Annotated in this window: 19 protein-coding genes and 1 pseudogene; 12 read left to right on the forward strand and 8 right to left on the reverse strand. The window is 74.2% G+C overall.

From position 1 onward, the window contains the following. The 5 genes and pseudogenes from ACFXDE_RS06515 to ACFXDE_RS06535 form a co-directional block, all read left to right on the forward strand. Positions 1–306 (forward strand): annotated as a pseudogene (locus ACFXDE_RS06515) (4-hydroxyacetophenone monooxygenase); the annotation flags it as partial. A 60-nt stretch (positions 307–366) separates the two neighbouring features. Continuing rightward, positions 367–1,857 carry an FAD-binding protein gene (locus tag ACFXDE_RS06520; protein ID WP_380491469.1) on the forward strand — a complete coding sequence of 497 codons (1,491 nt, stop codon included), beginning with the start codon at positions 367–369 and terminating at the stop codon, positions 1,855–1,857. 175 nt (positions 1,858–2,032) lie between these two features. Beyond that, complete coding sequence (locus ACFXDE_RS06525; protein WP_380491471.1) at positions 2,033–2,899, forward strand: alpha/beta fold hydrolase; 867 nt, start codon at positions 2,033–2,035, stop codon at positions 2,897–2,899. Between the two features lie 30 nt (positions 2,900–2,929). Next, positions 2,930–3,379: a helix-turn-helix transcriptional regulator gene (locus ACFXDE_RS06530; RefSeq protein ID WP_380447138.1), complete on the forward strand. Its 450-nt coding sequence runs from the start codon at positions 2,930–2,932 to the stop codon at positions 3,377–3,379. Positions 3,380–3,385: 6 nt separating this feature from the next. Next, positions 3,386–3,946: a histidine phosphatase family protein gene (locus ACFXDE_RS06535; RefSeq protein WP_380447140.1), complete on the forward strand. Its 561-nt coding sequence runs from the start codon at positions 3,386–3,388 to the stop codon at positions 3,944–3,946. A gap of 18 nt (positions 3,947–3,964) precedes the next feature. Here ACFXDE_RS06535 and ACFXDE_RS06540 read toward each other — a convergent pair whose 3' ends face one another. The 4 genes from ACFXDE_RS06540 to ACFXDE_RS06555 all read right to left on the reverse strand — a co-directional run bounded on the left by ACFXDE_RS06540 (position 3,965) and on the right by ACFXDE_RS06555 (position 8,045). Beyond that, on the reverse strand, positions 3,965–5,179 hold the full coding sequence (locus tag ACFXDE_RS06540; RefSeq protein ID WP_380491474.1) for a GNAT family N-acetyltransferase: 1,215 nt from the start codon (positions 5,177–5,179) through the stop codon (positions 3,965–3,967). 127 nt (positions 5,180–5,306) lie between these two features. After that, on the reverse strand, positions 5,307–6,452 hold the full coding sequence (locus ACFXDE_RS06545) for an RNA polymerase sigma factor (protein ID WP_380491587.1): 1,146 nt from the start codon (positions 6,450–6,452) through the stop codon (positions 5,307–5,309). Positions 6,453–6,475: 23 nt separating this feature from the next. Further along, on the reverse strand, positions 6,476–6,883 hold the full coding sequence (locus ACFXDE_RS06550; RefSeq protein ID WP_359974921.1) for a YciI family protein: 408 nt from the start codon (positions 6,881–6,883) through the stop codon (positions 6,476–6,478). Between the two features lie 154 nt (positions 6,884–7,037). Continuing rightward, complete coding sequence (locus tag ACFXDE_RS06555; protein ID WP_380447146.1) at positions 7,038–8,045, reverse strand: AraC family transcriptional regulator; 1,008 nt, start codon at positions 8,043–8,045, stop codon at positions 7,038–7,040. 187 nt (positions 8,046–8,232) lie between these two features. Here ACFXDE_RS06555 and ACFXDE_RS06560 point away from each other — a divergent pair, with 187 nt between their 5' ends. The 3 genes from ACFXDE_RS06560 (at position 8,233) to ACFXDE_RS06570 (ending at position 10,830) form a co-directional block, all read left to right on the forward strand. Then, entirely contained in the window at positions 8,233–8,727 is a 495-nt protein-coding gene (locus ACFXDE_RS06560; protein WP_380447148.1) for a DUF1772 domain-containing protein, read from the forward strand. Positions 8,728–8,836: 109 nt separating this feature from the next. Continuing rightward, the gene (locus tag ACFXDE_RS06565) at positions 8,837–10,456 is read left to right on the forward strand and encodes a serine/threonine-protein kinase (RefSeq protein WP_380491477.1); all 1,620 of its coding nucleotides are present in this window, start codon (positions 8,837–8,839) and stop codon (positions 10,454–10,456) included. 26 nt (positions 10,457–10,482) lie between these two features. Then, on the forward strand, positions 10,483–10,830 hold the full coding sequence (locus ACFXDE_RS06570; protein WP_380491479.1) for a VOC family protein: 348 nt from the start codon (positions 10,483–10,485) through the stop codon (positions 10,828–10,830). Positions 10,831–10,869: 39 nt separating this feature from the next. On the opposite strand, the gene ACFXDE_RS06575 is transcribed toward ACFXDE_RS06570, so the two are convergent. Beyond that, positions 10,870–11,196 (reverse strand): putative quinol monooxygenase, encoded by a 327-nt coding sequence (locus tag ACFXDE_RS06575; protein ID WP_380447154.1) that lies wholly within the window; start codon positions 11,194–11,196, stop codon positions 10,870–10,872. A gap of 315 nt (positions 11,197–11,511) precedes the next feature. On the opposite strand from ACFXDE_RS06575, the gene ACFXDE_RS06580 reads away from it, so the two are divergent. Next, entirely contained in the window at positions 11,512–12,267 is a 756-nt protein-coding gene (locus ACFXDE_RS06580) for an alpha/beta fold hydrolase (protein WP_380491481.1), read from the forward strand. A gap of 70 nt (positions 12,268–12,337) precedes the next feature. Next, positions 12,338–12,754 carry a tRNA (N6-threonylcarbamoyladenosine(37)-N6)-methyltransferase TrmO gene (gene tsaA / locus ACFXDE_RS06585; protein WP_380491483.1) on the forward strand — a complete coding sequence of 139 codons (417 nt, stop codon included), beginning with the start codon at positions 12,338–12,340 and terminating at the stop codon, positions 12,752–12,754. Between the two features lie 11 nt (positions 12,755–12,765). On the opposite strand, the gene ACFXDE_RS06590 is transcribed toward tsaA, so the two are convergent. From ACFXDE_RS06590 to ACFXDE_RS06600, 3 genes are all read right to left on the reverse strand, one after another. After that, positions 12,766–13,455, reverse strand: a complete 690-nt coding sequence (locus ACFXDE_RS06590; RefSeq protein WP_380491485.1) for a TetR-like C-terminal domain-containing protein — start codon at positions 13,453–13,455, stop codon at positions 12,766–12,768. A gap of 86 nt (positions 13,456–13,541) precedes the next feature. Further along, entirely contained in the window at positions 13,542–14,702 is a 1,161-nt protein-coding gene (locus ACFXDE_RS06595) for a hypothetical protein (RefSeq protein WP_380491487.1), read from the reverse strand. Continuing rightward, positions 14,699–16,138, reverse strand: a complete 1,440-nt coding sequence (locus ACFXDE_RS06600; RefSeq protein ID WP_380491489.1) for a hypothetical protein — start codon at positions 16,136–16,138, stop codon at positions 14,699–14,701. The genes ACFXDE_RS06595 and ACFXDE_RS06600 overlap by 4 nt, the downstream gene beginning before the upstream one ends. Positions 16,139–16,398: 260 nt before the next feature. On the opposite strand from ACFXDE_RS06600, the gene ACFXDE_RS06605 reads away from it, so the two are divergent. Then, on the forward strand, positions 16,399–17,310 hold the full coding sequence (locus ACFXDE_RS06605) for a glutaminase (RefSeq protein WP_380491589.1): 912 nt from the start codon (positions 16,399–16,401) through the stop codon (positions 17,308–17,310). Between the two features lie 44 nt (positions 17,311–17,354). Further along, positions 17,355–18,590 carry a pyridoxal-phosphate dependent enzyme gene (locus tag ACFXDE_RS06610; RefSeq protein WP_380491491.1) on the forward strand — a complete coding sequence of 412 codons (1,236 nt, stop codon included), beginning with the start codon at positions 17,355–17,357 and terminating at the stop codon, positions 18,588–18,590. Position 18,591: the final 1 nt, after the last annotated feature.

The following is an 18,591-nucleotide window of genomic DNA, read 5'->3' on the forward strand; positions in this document are numbered from 1 at the left end:
CACTCCTCCCAAACCGTCATCATCGAAGCCCAAATCACCTACATCATCCAAGCCCTCAAAACCACCACCACCCACAACATCACCAGCCTCCACCCTCGCCACCAAGCCCAAACCCACTACAACACCCAACTCCAAAACAAACTCAAAAACACCGTCTGGAACACCGGCAACTGCCACAGCTGGTACCACGACACCCACGGCAACAACCCCACCATCTGGCCCACCTACACCCACACCTACCACAAACAAACCAACCACTTCGACCACACCAACTACCAAACCACCACCCACACCACCCACAACTAACCCACACACAAACAACCGAAGAGCACACCCACAAACCATCACCGGAATGAGACCACCGACATGCACACACCCGGCCTGTCCCGACGGACGCTGATCGCCGGCGCGGCCTCCGCCGTCATCGGCTGGAACACCGCAACGCGCGCCTGGGCCACCACTTCCACGGACGCGGTCGCCGACGTCGTCCCCGTGCCGGCGCTCGACGGCACGCTCACCACCGATGCCGCCACGCTCGCCGCCTTCTCGGACGACTTCGGGCGTCTGACGCACAACACCCCCCGCGCCGTGCTGCGGCCCCGATCCACCCGCGACATCGCGGCCATCATCGACTACGCCAACAAGACCGGCCTCACCGTCGCCATGAACGGGCAGGGCGGCACCGACGGCGAGTACGAGTCCCACTCCAACTACGGCCAGGCGGCCGTCCCCGGCGGCATCGCGATCGACGCCCGCTCACTGGACACCATCCACGCGATCACCCCCACCCACGCCGTTGTCGACCCCGGCGTCACCTGGGCCCAGCTCACCAACGCCGCCCTCGCGCAGGGCCTCACCCCGCCGTGCCTCACCGACTACCTCCACCTCTCCATCGGCGGCACGATCAGCGTCGGCGGCATCGGCAACGCCGTCCAGAAGCACGGCCTGCAGGCCGACACGGTCAGCGAGATCGAGATCGTCACGGGCACCGGCCGCACCCTCACCGCCTCGGCCACCCGCAACCGCGGTCTGTTCGCGGCCGCCCTCGCCGGTGCCGGCCAGGTCGGCATCATCACCCGGGCCACCGTCGCCCTCACCAAGGCACCGGAGAACGCGCGCGTGTTCCTGCTCTTCTACGACGACATCGCCGCCTACTGCGCCGACCAGGAGCGCATCATGGCCGACGGGCGATTCGACGGCCAGGTCGGCGAGATCCTCCTGCCCCGATCCCCCGCCAACCCCACGCCCAACGCCCGTTACAAGATCGAGGCCGTCGCCCACTACAACGGCACCACACCCCCCGACGCCGCACCCCTGCTCGCCGGCCTCACACCCGTGCCCGGCGACACCCAGATCACCGATACCACCTACCGCGATTACACGTTCCGCGTCGACGCCTTCGCCGCCAACCTCAAGAGCCTCGGCTACTGGAACGCCCCCAAGCCCTGGCTGAGCATGTTCCTCCCCGCCGACCGGGCCCAGGAGTTCGCCCGCTACGCCCTCACCAAGGTCACCCCCGCCGACCTCGGCGCCGGGCTCCTCCTCTTCTACCCCTTCCCCACCGGCAAGATCACCCGGCCCCTCGCCATGACCCCCGATCACCCCACCACGTATCTCTTCGACTTCCTCACCTTCCCCGCCCCGGGCACGGACCCCACCGCCGCGCTCCGGCGCAACCGCGACCTCTACGACGCCGCCGTGCGCCTGGGCGCCAAGCGCTACCTCGTCGGCGCCATCCCCAACATGACCACCACCGACTGGCAGCGCCACTACGGCGCCCGCTGGACCACCCTCACCACCGCCAAGCAGCGCCACGACCCCCGACACACCCTCACCCCCGGCCAGCACATCCTCTGACGGCACCGGAACGGCCTACCCCCGGAAGGCCGATGCCCGTACCCACCATCGACACCGGGCGAGACACCGGGCGAAACACCGGGCGAGGCACTGGGTGAGACACCCACCGCGACACCCACCGCGACATCCACCGAGGCACCCACCAAGACACCACCAAGGGCAAGGGGACGAAGGCATGATCACCACCACCGACCGCACCATCACCACCGACGACGGCGCCCGGCTCGCCGTCACGCTCCACCGGCCCGAAACCCCCGTCCCGGACAGCCCGTTGGTGGTGCTGGTGCACGGGTGGGCCGCCTCCCGGACGGTCTGGCACGCCGTCGCCCGGCAGCTCGCCGCCGCCGGGCACACCGTGGCCGCCTACGACCAGCGGGGGCACGCGGCGTCCACCGCCGGGGAGCAGCCGCTGAGCATCGCCCGGCTCGGGCAGGACCTCGCGACGGTCGTCGACACGCTGTCCCCCGACCGGCCCGTCGTCGTGGCCGGCCACTCCGGCGGCGGTTACGCGGCCCTCGCCTACGCGGCGCACCTCCACGCCGCGACGCCGGACGCGGCTCCGCGGCGGCTGGCGGCCCTGCTCCTCGCGTCGACGGCCTCGCACGATCAGGTGACCCCGGCCGGGGAGATCCGGATGATGGGCAGTCAGCTGTTCACGCGGGCGCTGCGAGTGCCGTGGCTCGGGCGGCAGTTGCTCGGCAAGACGCTCGCGCCGACCGCGACCCTCGCGACGCGCGAGCAGAACCGGCAGCTGTTCGCGAACACCCCGCCCGCCGTCCGGGCCGCCTACTTCGGTGCCACGCACGACATGGACCTGCGACCGCAGCTGGCCGCCATCACCGCGCCCACCACGGTCCTCACCGGCACTCAGGACAAGATCGTCAACCCGAACCACAGCCATCACCTCGCCCGCGCGCTGCCGGACACGCAGCTGGACACGATCCCGGGCAGCGGCCACAACCTGCCGCTGGAGAGCCCGGAGCGGCTCACTCACCACATCTCCGCCCTCATCGCCCGCGTCGGCGGGTACCCTCGGTCGTAACGCAGTGGCCCGAGCGGGGAGACGTCATCGATGAGCAGAGCCGCCGGTAACGCGTCCCGTGTGCCGCTCGACGACCTCGTCCGGCTCCGCAGGGCCCGGGACATGATGGACCGCGACTACGCGCAGCCGCTGGACGTCACGGCGCTGGCGCGCACCGCCCTCATGTCTGCGGGCCACTTCTCACGAAGCTTCCGTACAGCGTACGGGGAGACGCCGTACAGCTACCTCATGACCCGGCGGATCGAGCGGGCGAAGGCCCTGCTGCGGCGTGGCGACCTCACGGTGACGGAGGTCTGCATGGAGGTGGGCTGTACGTCCCTGGGGTCGTTCAGTTCGCGGTTCACCGAGCTGGTCGGCGAGACCCCGAGCGCGTACCGGGCGCGCGAGCACGAGGACGGTGCCGCGCTGCCGGCCTGCATCTCGAAGATCCACACCCGGCCGGTCAAGGGCGGCGGGGCGAAGCCGGCCGGCAACGGGTAGTCCTCGATGGCGGTCGAGCTCGTCTACGAGACCCATTCCACCACCACGGACAACGAGGCCGGGATCGCCACCGGCCACCTCCCGGGCCGCCTGTCGGAAGCAGGCCGGCGGCAGGCGGCGGAGCTGGGCGCGCGGCGGCGCGACGGCGGGTTCGCGGCCGTGTTCACCTCCGACCTGCACCGGGCCGTCGAGACCGGCCGGATCGCGTTCCCGGACGGCGTGCCGCCGCTGCACCAGGACGTGCGGCTCCGCGAGTGCGACTACGGCGAGCTCAACGGCGCGCCGGCCTCCCTCGTCGCCGCCCGGCGGCTCCGGCACGTCGACGAGCCGTTCCCCGGCGGGCAGAGCTACCGGCAGGTCGTCGCGGCCACCGACGCCCTGCTCCACGACCTCGCCGCCCGCTGGGACGGCCGCCGGGTGCTGCTCATCGCGCACTCGGCGAACCGGTGGGCCCTGGACCACCTCCTGACCGGAGTGCCGCTGGTGGAGGTCCTCGCCAACCCGCCCGCCTGGCGGGCGGGTTGGCACTACTCACTGCCGGCGAACTGGCCCGCACCGGCCCACTGATCGCGCCCCGCCCGCAGGTCAGAACCAGTGCAGGCAGTGTGGCTGGCGCTCGGCGCGGAAGAGGGCGTCGGCGAGGGCGGCCGCGCCCGGGTGGTGCGCCCGGACGTGTCCGGCGCGGACGAGCGTGCTCGGGGCGGTGCCGCCGAGGTAGACGGCGCCCAGGTCGCGGATGTCCAGGGACAGGTCGGGTTCGCGGTCCGTCGGGACGCAGTCGGCCTTGCCGTCGCGGACGGTGAGCAGGTGGCGGGCGCGCTCGCCGAGGAACGGGTCGTCGACGTCGAGGACGAGCTCGCCGTCGGCGAACCAGCCGCGCGAGGTGAGCGCGCGCGGGACGTCGAGCAGCCGCACCCACAGCCACTCGGAGTGGTTGGCCACCTGGCCGGCGTTGAAGTCCGCGAGCTGCCAGCGCAGCGGGTGGTCCGGCGGGACGTGCTTGAACACGACCTGGCTGACGAGGTCGTGGCCGAGCAGGTAGCGGGCGAGGGCGGTGAAGGCCGCGTCGTCGGTGGCGATGATCTCGTCGACCGTGAGGATGTCGGGGTCGCCCATCGAGTAGCTGGCGTACCCGTCCGGCACGCCGTCGGCGCCGCGGTGGACGGCGACGTAGCGCGGCGTCCGGGCGGTCGGCGCGTGACCGGCGCCCCGGGCCCACCAGTGGGGCGGCCGGGACACGGCGCCGGGCTGGGCGCGGCGGTACCGGTCGTAGACGTCCTCCAGGATGGCGCCGCACTCGGCGCGCCGCAGCAGTTCGACCGAGCCCGCCGGCGCGGCGGCGCCGGCCCGGGGCGCGGCGAACGCGCCCCGGTGACGCGGCACCGTCAGGCGGCCCGTGTACGTCGCCGGGCCGTAGCCGAACCGGCCGTAGATGCCCGCCTCGGAGGCCAGCAGGACGGAGAGGAACTCGCCCCGGGCCCGGAAGTCGTCGAGTTGGTGCCGCATCATCGCGGTGAGCACGCCCTGGCGGCGGTGCGAGGGCAGGACGCCGACGCCCGACACCCCGGGGGCCGGGACGACGATCCCACCGGGCAGGGTGAGTTCGAAGGAGTACGCGATGGCGGTGCCGACGGGACGGCCGTCCGAGGTCTCGGCGAGCACGCCGCGGTCCAGCTCCAGGGCCGACCACCAGACCCCGCTGCCGTCCTCGGCCGGGGTCTCCGGGAAGCGTCCGAACGCGGCGAAGAGCGTGTCGAGGAAGACGCCGTGGTCGTCCTGGCTCGTGGAACGGATCTCCATCGGTGCTGCTGCCTCCCCTGGCTGCCGGACTCACGACGCGTGATGTCCCGTGCCACAGTGGATCGTTCCCGTACCACGAGGTCAACCGAATTACCGACGAAGGCTCGATCCTGCGGCCGGGGGCGGCTCACCCCCGCAGGCGGGCGTTGAGCCGCGCCGCCTGCCGCGTCAGGTAGTCGCGCTCCGCCAGGTTGGGCGCCTTGTGCGCGGCCTCGGCGTACAGCCGGGCCGCCGTCGCCAGGTCGCCGTCGCGCTCGTGGAGGTACGCGGACGCCGCCGTGTGCCGGGGCAGGGAGTCGTCCAGCGCCGCGAGGGCCGCCAGCCCGGCGCGGGCGCCGTCGGCCTCGCCCACGGCGACCGCGCGGTTGAGGCGGACGACCGGGCTGTCGGTCAGGCGCGCCAACTCGTCGTACCACTCGACGATCTGCACCCAGTCGGTCTCCTCGACGGTCCGCGCGTCCGCGTGGAGCGCCGCGATGGCGGCCTGGGCCTGGAACTCGCCCAGCCGGTCCCGGGCGAGCGCCGCCTGGAGGATCCCGACGCCCTCGGCGATCAGGCCGGTGTCCCACCGGGCGCGGTCCTGCTCGGCGAGCGGTACGAGGCCGCCGTCGGGCGCCGTCCGGGAGGCGCGGCGGGCGTGGTGGAGCAGCATGAGGGCGAGCAGTCCGGCCACCTCGGGGTGGTCGATCACGGCGGCGAGCTGCCGGGTGAGCCGGACGGCCTCGGCGGCGAGGTCGACGTCGCCGGAGTAGCCCTCGTTGAAGACCAGGTAGAGGACGCGCAGCACGGTGGCGACGTCGCCGGGCCGGTCGAGGCGCACGCCGGCGACGGTGCGCTTGGCGCGGCTGATCCGCTGGGCCATGGTCGCCTCGGGGACGAGGTAGGCCCGGGCGATCTGGCGGGTGGTCAGGCCGCCGACGGCGCGCAGGGTGAGGGCGGCCGCGGAGGCGGGCGTCAACGACGGGTGGGCGCACAGGAAGTAGAGCTGGAGCGTGTCGTCCGCCGCGGGCGCGGGCCCGGGCGGCGGCTCCTCGTCGACGCGGTCCTCACGGCGGCGGCGGGCGGCGTCCGCCCGGGTCGCGTCGAGGAACTTGCGCCAGGCGGCGGTGACCAGCCAGCCCTTCGGGTCGCGCGGGGGGTCGGCCGGCCAGACCCGGAGGGCCTCGACGAGGGCGTCCTGGACGGCGTCCTCGGCCGCCGCGAAGTCGGCTCCGCGGCGGACGAGGGCGCCGAGCACGCCCGGGGTGAGGCTCCTGAGCAGTGCTTCGTCCATGGGGGTGGTCACGTCCCGGCAGGCTACTCGGTGATGGTGGGCGGCGCGGCCATGACCTCGCGGACCTCCAGCCACTCGTGGATCGGCCTGCCGCCGGCGCCGGGGGCGGCGGACAGCTCGCCGGCGAGTTCGACGGCGCGCTCGCGGCTGTCCACGTCGATGATCATCCAGCCGGCGATGAGGTCCTTGGTCTCGGGGAACGGGCCGTCGGTGACCGCCGGGCGCCCCTCGCCGTCGTAGCGGACCCACATGCCCTCGGGGGCGAGGCCCTGGGCGTCGACGAACTCGCCGGTCTTCTCCAGCCGGGCGGCGAAGTCGTGCATGAAGCGGATGTGGTCCGAGATCTCCTCCGGCGTCCACTGGTCCATCGGGACGCAGTTGACCGGAGCCGGGGCGCCTCGGTAGTGCTTCAGCAGCAGGTACTTGGCCATGGTGTCTCTCCTCGGTGCGGTGCGACCCATTGTGGTCGCTTCCACCCCGGGGACGGAGCCGGGCGCGCGTTCTCGACATCCCTCGCCAGGATTTTTCGAGGATGCGCGAAGATCTCTTTCGGCGACCGTACGGTCACCAGGAGTGAAGATGCCGTCAGCCGGCCAGGACGACCGTCTCGGCGGGGCCGGAGAAGCCCGGCGTGGGGTTCGGGGTGCCCGTGGAGGCGAGGCGCCGGTGTTCCTGGGGGCTGACGCCGCGCACGCGCTTGAAGGCCGCGGAGAGGGCGAAGGCGTTGCTGTAGCCGACCTTGCGGGCCGCGAAGGCGACAGTGCACTCGGGCTCGCGCAGGAGGTCGGCGGCGACGGCGAGGCGCCAGCCGGCCAGGTAGGCCATCGGGGGCTCGCCGACCAGGGCGGTGAAGCGGCGGGCGAGGCCGGCCCGGGAGACGCCGACCTGCTGGGCGAGGTCGGCGACGGTCCAGGGGGTGGCCGGGTCGTCGTGCATGAGGCGCAGCACGGGCCCGACGACGGGGTCGTGCTGGGCGCGGTACCAGGCGGGGGCGCCGGAGTCGGGCGCGGCGAGCCAGGCGCGCAGGACGGAGACGACGAGGAGGTCGAGGATGCGGTCCAGGACGAGTTCCTGGCCGGGCTCGTTGCGCCCTATCTCGGCGGCGAGGAGGTGGATCAGCGTGTCGTCGGCGGCGGTGCCGGCCGGGCGGACGAGCAGGGCGGGCAGGCAGGCGAGGAGGCGCTGGCCGATCTCGTGCTCGGCCTGGTAGGTGCCGGAGAGGACGACGGAGGACGCGTCGTCGCGCTCGTTGCCGTGGCCCCAGGTGCGGACGCCGAGGGCCATGGTCTCCGAGACGTCGACGCCGCCGCGCGAGCACTGCTGGCCGGGGCCGACGATCACGTCGACGGGCGTGTCGGGGTCGTCGGCGACGGTGTAGGGCTCGGGGCCGCGCACGATGGCGACGTCGCCGGGGTGCAGGAGCAGCGGGGTGCCGCGTTCGGGCAGGATCCACGCGTCGCCGCGGACCATGGTGACCACGGAGAGCGGCGCGCGGTCCTCGATGCGCAGCGACCACGGCGGGGTGAGGATCGAGCGCAGCAGGAACGCCCCGCGCGCCTTGGGGCCGTCCAGGAGTCCGGTCAGCGTGTCCATGGCCGCCAAGTGTAGATGCGGGAGCATGATTTGACGGATTGTCATTTGAGGGCGTCTTGAGCGGCCGGGGTGGCCCCGGCACCCGTTCGTGCCCGATGATCGACGCGCACGGGGACGGACCGAGTCAGCGGGCACCGAGGGATCGGGACGCCGGGACTCCGAGACACACAGTGAGGGGCCCTTCGAGATGGAACTGTCGCGCACACTCGTGCTCGTGGCGGCGACGATCACCTGCGGGCTGACCGCGGGCCTGTTCTACGCCTACGCGTGCTCCGTGATGCCCGCGCTGCGGCGGGTCGACGACCGCACGTTCATCGACGTGATGCAGAAGGTCAACGTCGCGATCCTGAACGGCTGGTTCGTGCTCGGCTACGTCGGCGCGCTGCTGTTCGGCGCCGCGGCCGTCGCACTGCACCTGCCCGAGGAGGGGCACGACGCGCTGCCCGCCACAATCGCGGCGCTGGTGCTGTACGTGGGGAACATCGGTGTGACCCGGGCGGTGAACATCCCTCTCAACGACCAGCTGGAGAAGGCCGGTTCGCCGGCGCGGATCGCTGACCCGGCGGCCGTGCGACGCGTGTTCGAGGAGCGCTGGGCCCGGTTCAACGTGCTGCGGGCGGTGCTGTGCACGGCGTCGCTGGGCTGCCTGGCGTGGGCGCTCGTGCTGGACGGGAACGCGTAAGTCCGCTCACTGGAGCGGATGTTCGGAGCTCCGGCCCGCAACCGGGTGGTGCACCGGTACCGTCTGGCGTGACGTGACGGTGGGCGGGGGCGGCGAGGGGAGCGGCGGCGTGGAGGCACTGGGGCCCGGGGATCCGCGGCAGGTGGGCGAGTACCGGCTGTTGCGCCGCCTGGGTGCGGGTGGGATGGGCCTGGTCTACCTGGGCCGGACGGCCGGCGGGCGGACGGTGGCCGTCAAGACGGTGCACGCGCAGTTCGCGGCGGACCCGGAGTTCCGGGTGCGGTTCCGGCAGGAGGTGGCCGCGGCCCGCCTGGTGGGCGGGAGGTGGACGGCGCCGGTGCTGGACGCGGACACCGAGGGCGAGCGGCCGTGGGTGGCCACCGGGTACGTGGCCGGGCCCGCGCTGAGCGCGGCGGTGCGGGACTTCGGGCCGCTGCCCGCCCCGGCCGTCCGCTCGCTCGGGGCCGGGCTGGCCGAGGCGCTGGCGGCCGTGCACGGGCGCGGGCTCGTGCACCGGGACGTCAAGCCGTCGAACGTGCTGCTGGCGCTGGACGGGCCGCGGCTGATCGACTTCGGGATCGCCCGGGCCCTGGACGCGACGGCGCTCACGCAGTCCGGGTTCGTCGTCGGCTCCCCCGGCTTCCTCTCGCCCGAGCAGGCCGGGGGCGCCAAGGCCGGGCCCGCGTCGGACGTGTTCTCGCTCGGCGCGGTGCTCGCGTACGCGGCGACGGGCGAGGCGCCGTTCGGCTCGGGGGTGAGCGCGCACGTCATGATCTACCGGGTGCTGCACGAGGACCCCGACCTCGGGCCGCTGGACGCGGTGGACCCGCGGCTGTGCGCGATCGTGGCGGCCTGCCTCGCGAAGGACCCCGCGGACCGGCCGTCCCCGGAGCGGCTGGGGGCGTGGCTGGCCGCCGACGACCCCGGGGCGGCCGAGCGCCTGAACCGGAGAACGTGGCTGCCGCCGGCGGTCGCCGGGTCGCTCGCGGGGCTGGCGGTCGAGCTGCTGGACCTGGACGGAGCCGCCGCGGCCCCTGCTCCGCCGCCCCCGACCGTGGCGCCCACACCGCCGGCCTTCGCACCCCCGACCGGGCGGTTCGGCCCGCCTCCGCCCCAGGCCCCGCCCCAGCCCCTGGCCGCCACCCCTCCCTCGCCCTACCCGCCGCCGTACCGGCAACCCCCCGGCCGGGGCCTCGGGCGCATCGGCGTGGCCGTCGCCGCCGTCCTGACGACCGCGCTGCTGGGCACCGGCGTGTACCTCTGGAACCGACCCGACGGCACCACGGCGAGCGGCAGCAGCACCTCCTCGGCCGGTCGGCCCACGACGGCCGTCGCGGTGACCACCACAGCCCCGGCACCGAGCCCGACGCCGACACCGGCCCCGACGCCTGCGGGCGCGATACCCGCGGACTTCCTGGGCACCTGGGCGGGCCGGCTCGGCAGCCCCGCGATCCGCGCGGAGGCGGACTTCAAGATCACCATCCGGCAGGGCCAGAAGGGCGAGCCCGTCGCCGAGATCACCAACAACACCGGCGCCGGCACACCGTCCTGCGACGCCACCGCGAGCCTCACGTCGGCCGCCGCCGACCGCGTCGTCCTGCGCACGGCGCCGATAAGCCCGGGCAGCGGGTGCGTCGCCTGGCCCTACGACCAGGTGTACACCCGCAACGCGGACGGCAGCCTGCACCTGGTCGTCGCGGGCTTCTCCGGCGACCTGCGGAGGCAGTGAGGGCCGACACCGGTTACCGTGAGTACATGATCAACGGTGCCCACCTGATCATCCACAGCCGTGACGCGGAGGCCGACCGCGTCTTCCTGCGCGACGTGCTGGGCTGGCCGCACGTCGACGCGGGCGGCGGGTGGCTGGTCTTCAAGCTGCCCCCGGCCGAGATCGCCGTCCACCCGGGCGGCTCGCCCTCGCACGAGCTGTTCCTGATGTGCGACGACATCGACGCCACCGTCCGCGAACTCACCGCGCGCGGGGTGGAGTTCACCGAGCCGGTCACCTCCGTCGGCTGGGGGCTGAAGACCGCCCTGCGCCTGCCCGGCGGCGGGGAGGTCGGCCTCTACCAGCCCCGCCACCCGGTGGCCCACTCGCTCTGACCCCGGCCGGTCGGGCGCTGAAGGTCAGGGCGCCGAAGGTCAGGGCGCGCTCGCCCGTCGGCCCGCGTTGGTGGCGACCAGCCGGTAGTCGGTGAACACCACGGGCCCCTCGGAGAGTTCCGGCGCGTAGGCCGCCTGGAACCGGCGCACCGCCTCCGATTCGCCGTGCGCCCGGTGGGCGGCCTCGTCGGCGAAGGTGAAGAGGTGGACGAAGCGCGTCGGGTCGTCCTTCTGCTGCCAGGCCGTGTACATCCACGTGTCGGGCTCGTGCGCCGCGACGTAGCCGACGAACTCCTCGATCGCCGCCAGGACCCGGTCGACGGCCTCGGCGTTCACTCGGTAGCGCGCGGTCTGGTAGATCGGCATGGCTCTCCGCCTGTCGCTCCTCGGGGACGGTCTTCCTGCCTCCACCTTGCGGGCGCCCACCGGGAGGGCAAAAGCCGTGACCACCGAACGAGTGCCTCCACGCGAAGCCGCGCGGCCCCGTCGGCCCCGGGCGAGGCCGGCCCCGCAGCCGTCGAGTCCGGCCCGGAGCCCGAGGCCGAAGCCGCCGCCGGGGCACCGGCACGGCCCACGGCGAAGGGCGCTCCGGAGGGCCCGGCGGAGCCCAGGAGTACTTCGGCCCGGGCTGGGAAGGTAACGGCCCGCCATCACGCGCCACCCCACCCGACAGGAGTCCGCATGACGATCGCCCACCGCGCCCTCGGCACCGGCGAGCACAAGGTCCTGGTCCTGCACGACTGGTTCGGCACCAGCGCCGCCTGGGGCCCGTTCCTCGACTACCTCGACCCGGAGGCCTTCGGCTACGCCTTCCTCGACTACCGGGGCTACGGCGAACGGCTGGACGTGGAGGGCGAGTTCACGCTCGCCGAGATCGCCTCGGACGCGTTCGCGCTGGCCGACCGGCTCGGGTGGGACACCTTCTCCGTCGTCGGCCACTCGATGGGCGGCAAGGCCGCGCAGCGCATCCTCGCCGAGGCGCCCGGCCGGGTGCGCAAGCTGGTCGGCGTGACGCCCGTGCCCGCGAGCGCCTACCCGCTGGAGGGCGACGCGTACGACCTCTTCCACGGCGCCGCGCAGAACCCGGCCAACCGGCGGGCGATCCTCGACCTCGTCACCGGGCAGCGGGCCAACCCCCGCTGGCTCGACGCGATGACGGCCCGCTCGGTGGCCGGCTCCCGGCCGGAGGCCTTCGCCGCCTACCTCGCCGACTGGACCACCCAGGACTTCGCGGCCAAGGTCGCGGGCAGCCCGCTGCCGGTCAAGGTGTTCGTCGGCGAGCACGACCTCGCCCTCACCGCCGAGGCGATGCGCGGCACCTGGCTCACCCACTACCCGCAGGCCGAGCTGGAGGCCCTGCCCAACTCCGGCCACTACCCGATGTACGAGATCCCGGTGGCCTTCGCGAGCGCCCTGGAGGCGTTCCTGCGCGCCTGAGCGCCGCGCACGGCATCATCGGAGGGATCGGACGGACCGGGAGCGACAACCACCGAGCGGGGAGCGAGCGATGGCGGACGGGCACTTCGAGGTACGGGCGATCGGCCGGGTGGAATCACCGCTGCTGGACCGCTCCGACGCGCCCCGGCAGGGCGACGAGGGCGGGCCGGAGGCCTGGCCGGCGTTCGACCCCGCGGTGGAACGCGCCCTCGCCGACCTGGCGGTCGGGCAGGAGGTCCTGCTGCTCACCTGGCTCGACCGGGCGGACCGCGAGGTGCTCGCCGTCCGCCCGCGCGGGGAGCGCTCCCGGCCGGAGACCGGCGTCTTCGCCACCCGCTCCCCCGACCGGCCCAACCCGATCGGCCTGCACCGCGTCACCATCCTCGCCGTCGACGGCCTGCGGATCCGCGTGAGCGGTCTCGAAGCCGTCGACGGCACGCCGCTCCTGGACGTCAAGCCCGTCCTGGCCCGGCGGGACGAACGCTAGGCAGGGCTTGGTCAGAGCGGCACCACGAGGCCGACGCCCTCGGCCGCGACGGCGACGGCGTAGTCGAAGAACGCGGCCTCGTCCCGGACGCTGTCGTGGGTGCGGCTGAACACCTGGAACACCAGCAGGCCGATCAGGCCGCTCCACAGGACGATGCCGCGCTCGACGACGTCGGAGAACGGCTCCCCCGGCGCGCCGCCGAAGAGCTCCACCGCCTCCGGGCGCAGCAGCGGCGGGCCGGGGACCTTCCGTGCGGGCGGGGTCAGTTCGCCGGCCTCCAGGGCCTCGCGCACGATCGCCGCCAGCACGGCGGGGGTGCGCGACGCGGCCGGGACGGTCTCCTGCGGGGCGTGGTAGCCGGGGACGGGCGAGCCGTAGACGAGGGTGAACTCCTCGGGGTGGGCGAAGGACCAGCCGCGCAGTGCGCGCGTCACGGCGAGGAGCCTCGCGCCCGCGGATTCCCCGGCGTCCCGGGCGGCGCGGTCGGCGTCCTCCATCGCGGCGCCGGAGGCGTTGTAGGCGTCGAGGATCAGCGCGGTGAGCAGGTCGTCCCGGTGCGGGTACACCGCCTGGACGTCCGCGAGGGCCGGCCCGGCTGCGGCGGCGACGGCCTCCAGGGTCAGCCCTGCGGCGCCGAGTTCCCCGAGGAGGCGGCGCGCGACGGCCTTGGCAGTGACGGCGTGTGATGCGGAATCAACCATGGCCGCACCCTATCCGGCGGTCGTCCGGGGAACGGCGGTCGGGTCACGGACGGGGCGAGGAGGCCGGGAGGAGCGCCCTCCAGCCACTAACCGGCCTGCCGGGCCTGCTTGCGGTAGTGGTCGAGGATGTCCTGCCGGAGCAGGTGGCCGAAGCCCGCGCCTTCGAGGCGCAGGGCGAGTTGGGGCGTGGTGAGGCCCAGGGCGGCGGCGGTGTCCGCGAGGTGCCAGTCGTGGGCGGCCAGACGGGTCAGGAGGTGGCCCCGGCGGACCTGGGCCTCGGAGAGGCGGAAGGTCTTGAGGTAGGCGAGGCGGCCGGTGTCGTCGGTGACGGCCTCGCCGATGTGGTTCTCCTGCTTGGGGCGGAAGTCGGGGAGGAAGCGGGAGAGGGTGAAGCGGGACATCCGGTAGACGGTCTGCGCCCGGTAGTCGGCGTCCAGGAGGCCGTCGGCCATGGTCGTGGTGTGGAAGCGGGACCAGGCGCGCTCCTGCTCGTCGACGGCGGTGCGCAGGTCGGCGAGGGAGCGGACGGAGGTCGTGCTCAGGTCGGCCCGGAAGTCCGGGACGGGGGCGGCGTAGGTGGCGTAGTGGTGGACGAGTTCGCCGTACAGGTCGAGGAGGAGGCTGCGGTGCAGGGCGCGGTAGTCGTCCGGGTGCGGCAGCACGAACGCGGCGGCGAGGGCGTCGGCGACGTACACGGCGACGCCGCACTGGCCGGGGTGGATCTCGAACACCCGCAGGGCGTCGGCGAGTCCGCGCACCTGGTCGCCGCTGTAGGCCTCCTCGGCACGCGGTGACAGGCCGCGCCGCAGGGCCTGCTGGGACCACTGCTCCCACGCGATGGTGGGCCCGCCGAAGTGCAGGGCCAGGTAGCCCTCCAGGGCGAGGTGCAGGGGCAGGAAGCGCAGCCGGGTGCGGCTCTCGCGCTTGGCCATGCGGCGGGGCGGCTGCAGCCGGAGACGTTCGGGGGCGGTGTCGCCGCCGGGGCCGGTGAGCTGGGTGCCGTACGCGGCGGCGGGCGTGCCGTCGCGGGTCCAGTCGGCGACGAAGCCGTGGGGGATGTAGGAGGTGTAGGCGGTGCGCCGGCCGACGGCGATGGAGGCGTACTCGCGGTCGTACAGCTCCTGGTGCAGGCGCAGGTCGGCGATCGGCTCGTCGCGCACGAGCGGGACGAGCCGCACGCCGCCCCACACCTGGGCGGGCCGGGTGTCGAGGCCGGCCGGGTCGATCCGGAAGGCGGTGGTCGTCATCGGGCCTCCCCGGCCGCGAGGAAGCGGGCGGTGCACGCCGCGAGGTGGGCGGTGAGTTCGGCGAGGTCGGTGCGGCCCTCGGCGAAGCGCGCGAACTCGACGAGGGCGGGCAGGTCCTCGGCGTCGCGCAGTCCGGCGGTGGGGACGGTCGGGGCCAGGCGGCGCACGTCGAAGCCGTCGGCGTCGAAGACGGGGTTGAGGTGGACGATGCCGGTGCGCCGCTCGGGGTCGAGGCGGGTGCGCCAGACGCGCAGGACCTCGGCGGCGAGGCCGGGCGGGGCGTTGTCCCAGCCGTCGGAGACGATCACGAGGCGCTGCGGGGGTTCGGGGGCGGCGTCGAGGGCGTCGAGGATGCGGCGGCCGAGCGGGGTGGGTCCGTGCGGGTGGGCGAGGAGGGCGTCGGTGCGGCCGCTGGTCCAGTGGGCGGTGTAGTCGGCGGCGAGGGCGTCCAGGAGGAAGTGGCAGGCGAGGGCGACGGCCAGCGGGCGGCGGCGCTTGACGCCCGAGCCGTACGCCGAGAAGGAGTCGTCCAGGACGGCCGCGACCCGCCCCCACGTGCCGGCCTGCGCTCCGGCGGCGCGGCGGGCGGCGGTCCGCAGGGCGGCGGTGAGTTCGGCGCGGCGGGCCGTGCGGTCCTCGGCCGGCAGGGCGAGGACGTAGGTCGCGAGACGGGTGAGCGGCATGCGGGCGAGGTCGGTGCCGACGGTGGCGCCCCGGCCGCGGGCGGACTCCTGGAGGCGCAGCCGTTCGAGGGCGGTCATCCGGGGGGCGATGCGGTCGAGGAACGCGCCGCGCGGGATGCCGTGGCGGTGGGCGAAGCCCTCGGCGACGGTGTAGGGCAGTTCGTAGAGGGCGCCCTGCTCGTAGTGGGCGCGGCGCCAGGCGTCGAGGAGCGGCGTGCGGTAGGGGGCCCGGGCGGCGGCGGGGGCGAAGAGGAAGGCGCCGACCTCGTCGTGGCCGGGGCGCAGGTGGGTGTGGCGCAGGGCGCGCTTGAGGCCGGCGCGGTACTTGACGGCGTCGAGGGCCTGGTCGGGGCGGGCGGCGAGCCAGTCGCGGAGGATGGCGCGGGTGCGGCGGTTGTTGACCTTGCGGCGGCGCAGTTCGGCGATGAGCCGGTAGACGCGCTGCGGGGGCAGGAGGGCGAGGCGGCGGGCGATGAGCCGGCCTTCGGCGCGGCGCTGCTCGGGGGTGGCGTCGCGGGTGGTCTCCAGCAGGTGGCGGATGATGAGCGCGGCGTTGTGGTCGTTGATGTCGAGGGCGAGCGCGGCCGCGTAGGGCTCGCGGTAGTTGACGCGCACGTACGCGTGGAGGAAGCCGAGCGAGAGCTGCTGCTGGTCGGCGGTGGCGTGGAACTCGCGCTGGCCGGTGGCGGTGATGGCGGCGTTGACGAACAGCAGCACGTCGTCTGCGGCGATCAGGTCGGCGTACGCGTCCATGGCCTTCCGGGCCTTCCGGCGATGGGGGCGGGCAGGTGCCGGCCGGGGAATGGGGGCGCGAACTGCGAATCATTGCGGTAAAGGCACGTTCCGGAAGTCGCACCGGAGTCCCGCGGCCGGCCCGTCGACGCTACCAGGGCGCGCCGGGGGCCCCGGTGCCGGGGCGGGTCCCCCGGCGGGGACGGCGGGCAGGGATAATCGGGGCCGAAACGCGTGTATGTGGAGGAACAGCGGTGAACGGTGTGCCCGTCGGGGAGAGCCTGGACTATCGGGGGCTGCTGGAGGCGGCGGAGATCGCCGCGCGGGCGACGACGGGTCAGGGGCAGGTCGCGGACTACATCCCGGCGCTGGCGGCGGCCGATCCGGAGGCGTTCGGGATGGCGGTCGCGACGGTGGACGGGGAGCTGTTCGGCGTCGGGGACTGGGAGAGCCCGTTCTCGATCCAGAGCGTCTCGAAGCTGTTCAGCCTGCTGCTGGCCCTGTCGTACGGCGGGGACGGGCTGTGGCGCGGGGTGGGGCGCGAGCCGTCCGGCAACCCGTTCAACTCGCTGGTGCAGCTGGAGACGGAGCACGGGATCCCGCGCAACCCGTTCATCAACGCGGGCGCGCTCGTGGTCACCGACCGGCTGCAGAGCCTGACCGGCGACGCGTCCGGGGCGGTGCGGGAGTTCCTGCGCCGCGAGGCGGGCAACCCGCTGCTGGACACCGACCCGGTGGTGGCGGAGTCGGAGGCCGAGCACGGCCACCGCAACGCCGCGCTGGCGCACTTCATCGCGAGCCACGGCAACCTGGAGAACCCGGTCGAGGACGTCCTGCGCCACTACTACGCGCACTGCGCGATCGCGGCCAGCTGCCGGGACCTCGTGCTCGCGGGGTCCGTCCTGGCCCGGTACGGCGTGCGGGCGGACGGCTCGCGGATGATGTCGCGCAGCGAGGCGAAGCGCGTCAACGCGGTGCTGGTGACGTGCGGGACGTACGACGCGGCGGGCGAGTTCGCGTTCCGGGTCGGCCTGCCGGGCAAGAGCGGCGTGGGCGGGGGCATCCTGGCGATACTGCCCGGGCGGGCGGCGGTCTGCGCGTGGGGCCCCCGGCTGGACCAGGCGGGCAACTCGGTGGCGGCGGTGGCCGCGCTGGACGCGATGACGACGCTGTCGGGCTGCTCGATCTTCTGACGGTTCTTCGGACAGCGCGCCGACGGCCGTCGTAAGGTCGGCCCATGGTCCTTGACGCTTACCCTGCCTCCCTCGCCACCGGTCAGCGCTCCCTTGGCGATCCGGCGGTCGGCTATCCGCTGCTGCCGCCGCTCACGGAGGGCTGTCCGGAGACGAGCACGCCGGAGGTGTCGTACCCGGCCGAGGTCGACTACGCCTACGACAAGGTGGACGTCGAGGCGCTGTTCGGCCCCTCGGCGCGGTACGGGGGGCCGGCCGGGCGGGCGGGGCTGGACCGCTGGGCGCCGCTGCTGCCGCCGCTGCTCGCGCCGGGCCTCGGCGAGGGCGGCACGCCGCTGGTGGAGCTGGAGCCGGGGGTGTACGTCAAGGACGAGTCGCGCAACCCCACCTGGAGCCACAAGGACCGGCTGAACCGCTGCACGACGAGCGCCGCGGTGGCCGCCGGAGCGCCCGGGATCGTCGTCGCGTCCTCCGGCAACCACGGCGCCTCCGCCGCCGCGTACGCCGCGCGGGCGGGGCTGCCGTGCGTGGTGTTCACGGGCCCGAGCCTGCCGCCCGCCGTCGACTCGTTCCTCAACGCGTACGGCGCGGTGGTGCTGCCGGTGCCGTGGGAGGCGCGGTGGCCGCTGATGCGGCAGGTCGTCGAGCGGCTGGGCCTGCACCCCGTCAGCAACCTCACCACGACGCACACCGGGCACGCGTACGGGCCCGAGGGGTACAAGACCATCGCGTACGAGATCCACCGGGACCTCGGCGTGCCGGGCGCGGTCTTCGTGCCGACGGGGTACGCCGAGCTGCTGTACGGCGTGTGGAAGGGCTTCGTCGAGCTGGAGCGGCTCGGTGTGACGGACCGGGTGCCGCGGATCTTCGCCTGCGAGCCGGCCGCCGCCGCGCCGCTCGCGCAGGCCGTGCGGGAGGGCCTGCCGGTGGCGCACGCCGAGCGGAGGCCGACGGACGCGTACTCGATCGTCAGCACGGTCAGCGGCTACCGCGGGGTGCTCGCGGTGCGCGGCAGCGGCGGGCGGGCACTCGCCCTGGAGGACGCCCAACTGGCCGCCGCCCAGCGGGAGCTGGCCCGCGCCGGGCTGTGGACGGAACTGTCCTCGGCGGCCGGTCTGGCCGGGCTGCGCGCCGTGGGGGACGTCGAGGGCCCGGTGGTCTGCGTGTCGACGTCCAGCGGCTTCAAGGACCTCGGCGTCGGGTCCCGGCCGACCGCGCTCGTCGCGCCCGAGTGGGACGAGGTGGAGCGCAGGCTCGCGGCGGCCGGGATCCGTGGCTGAA

The organism is Kitasatospora sp. NPDC059408, from assembly GCF_042751525.1.
GTDB lineage: Bacteria > Actinomycetota > Actinomycetes > Streptomycetales > Streptomycetaceae > Kitasatospora.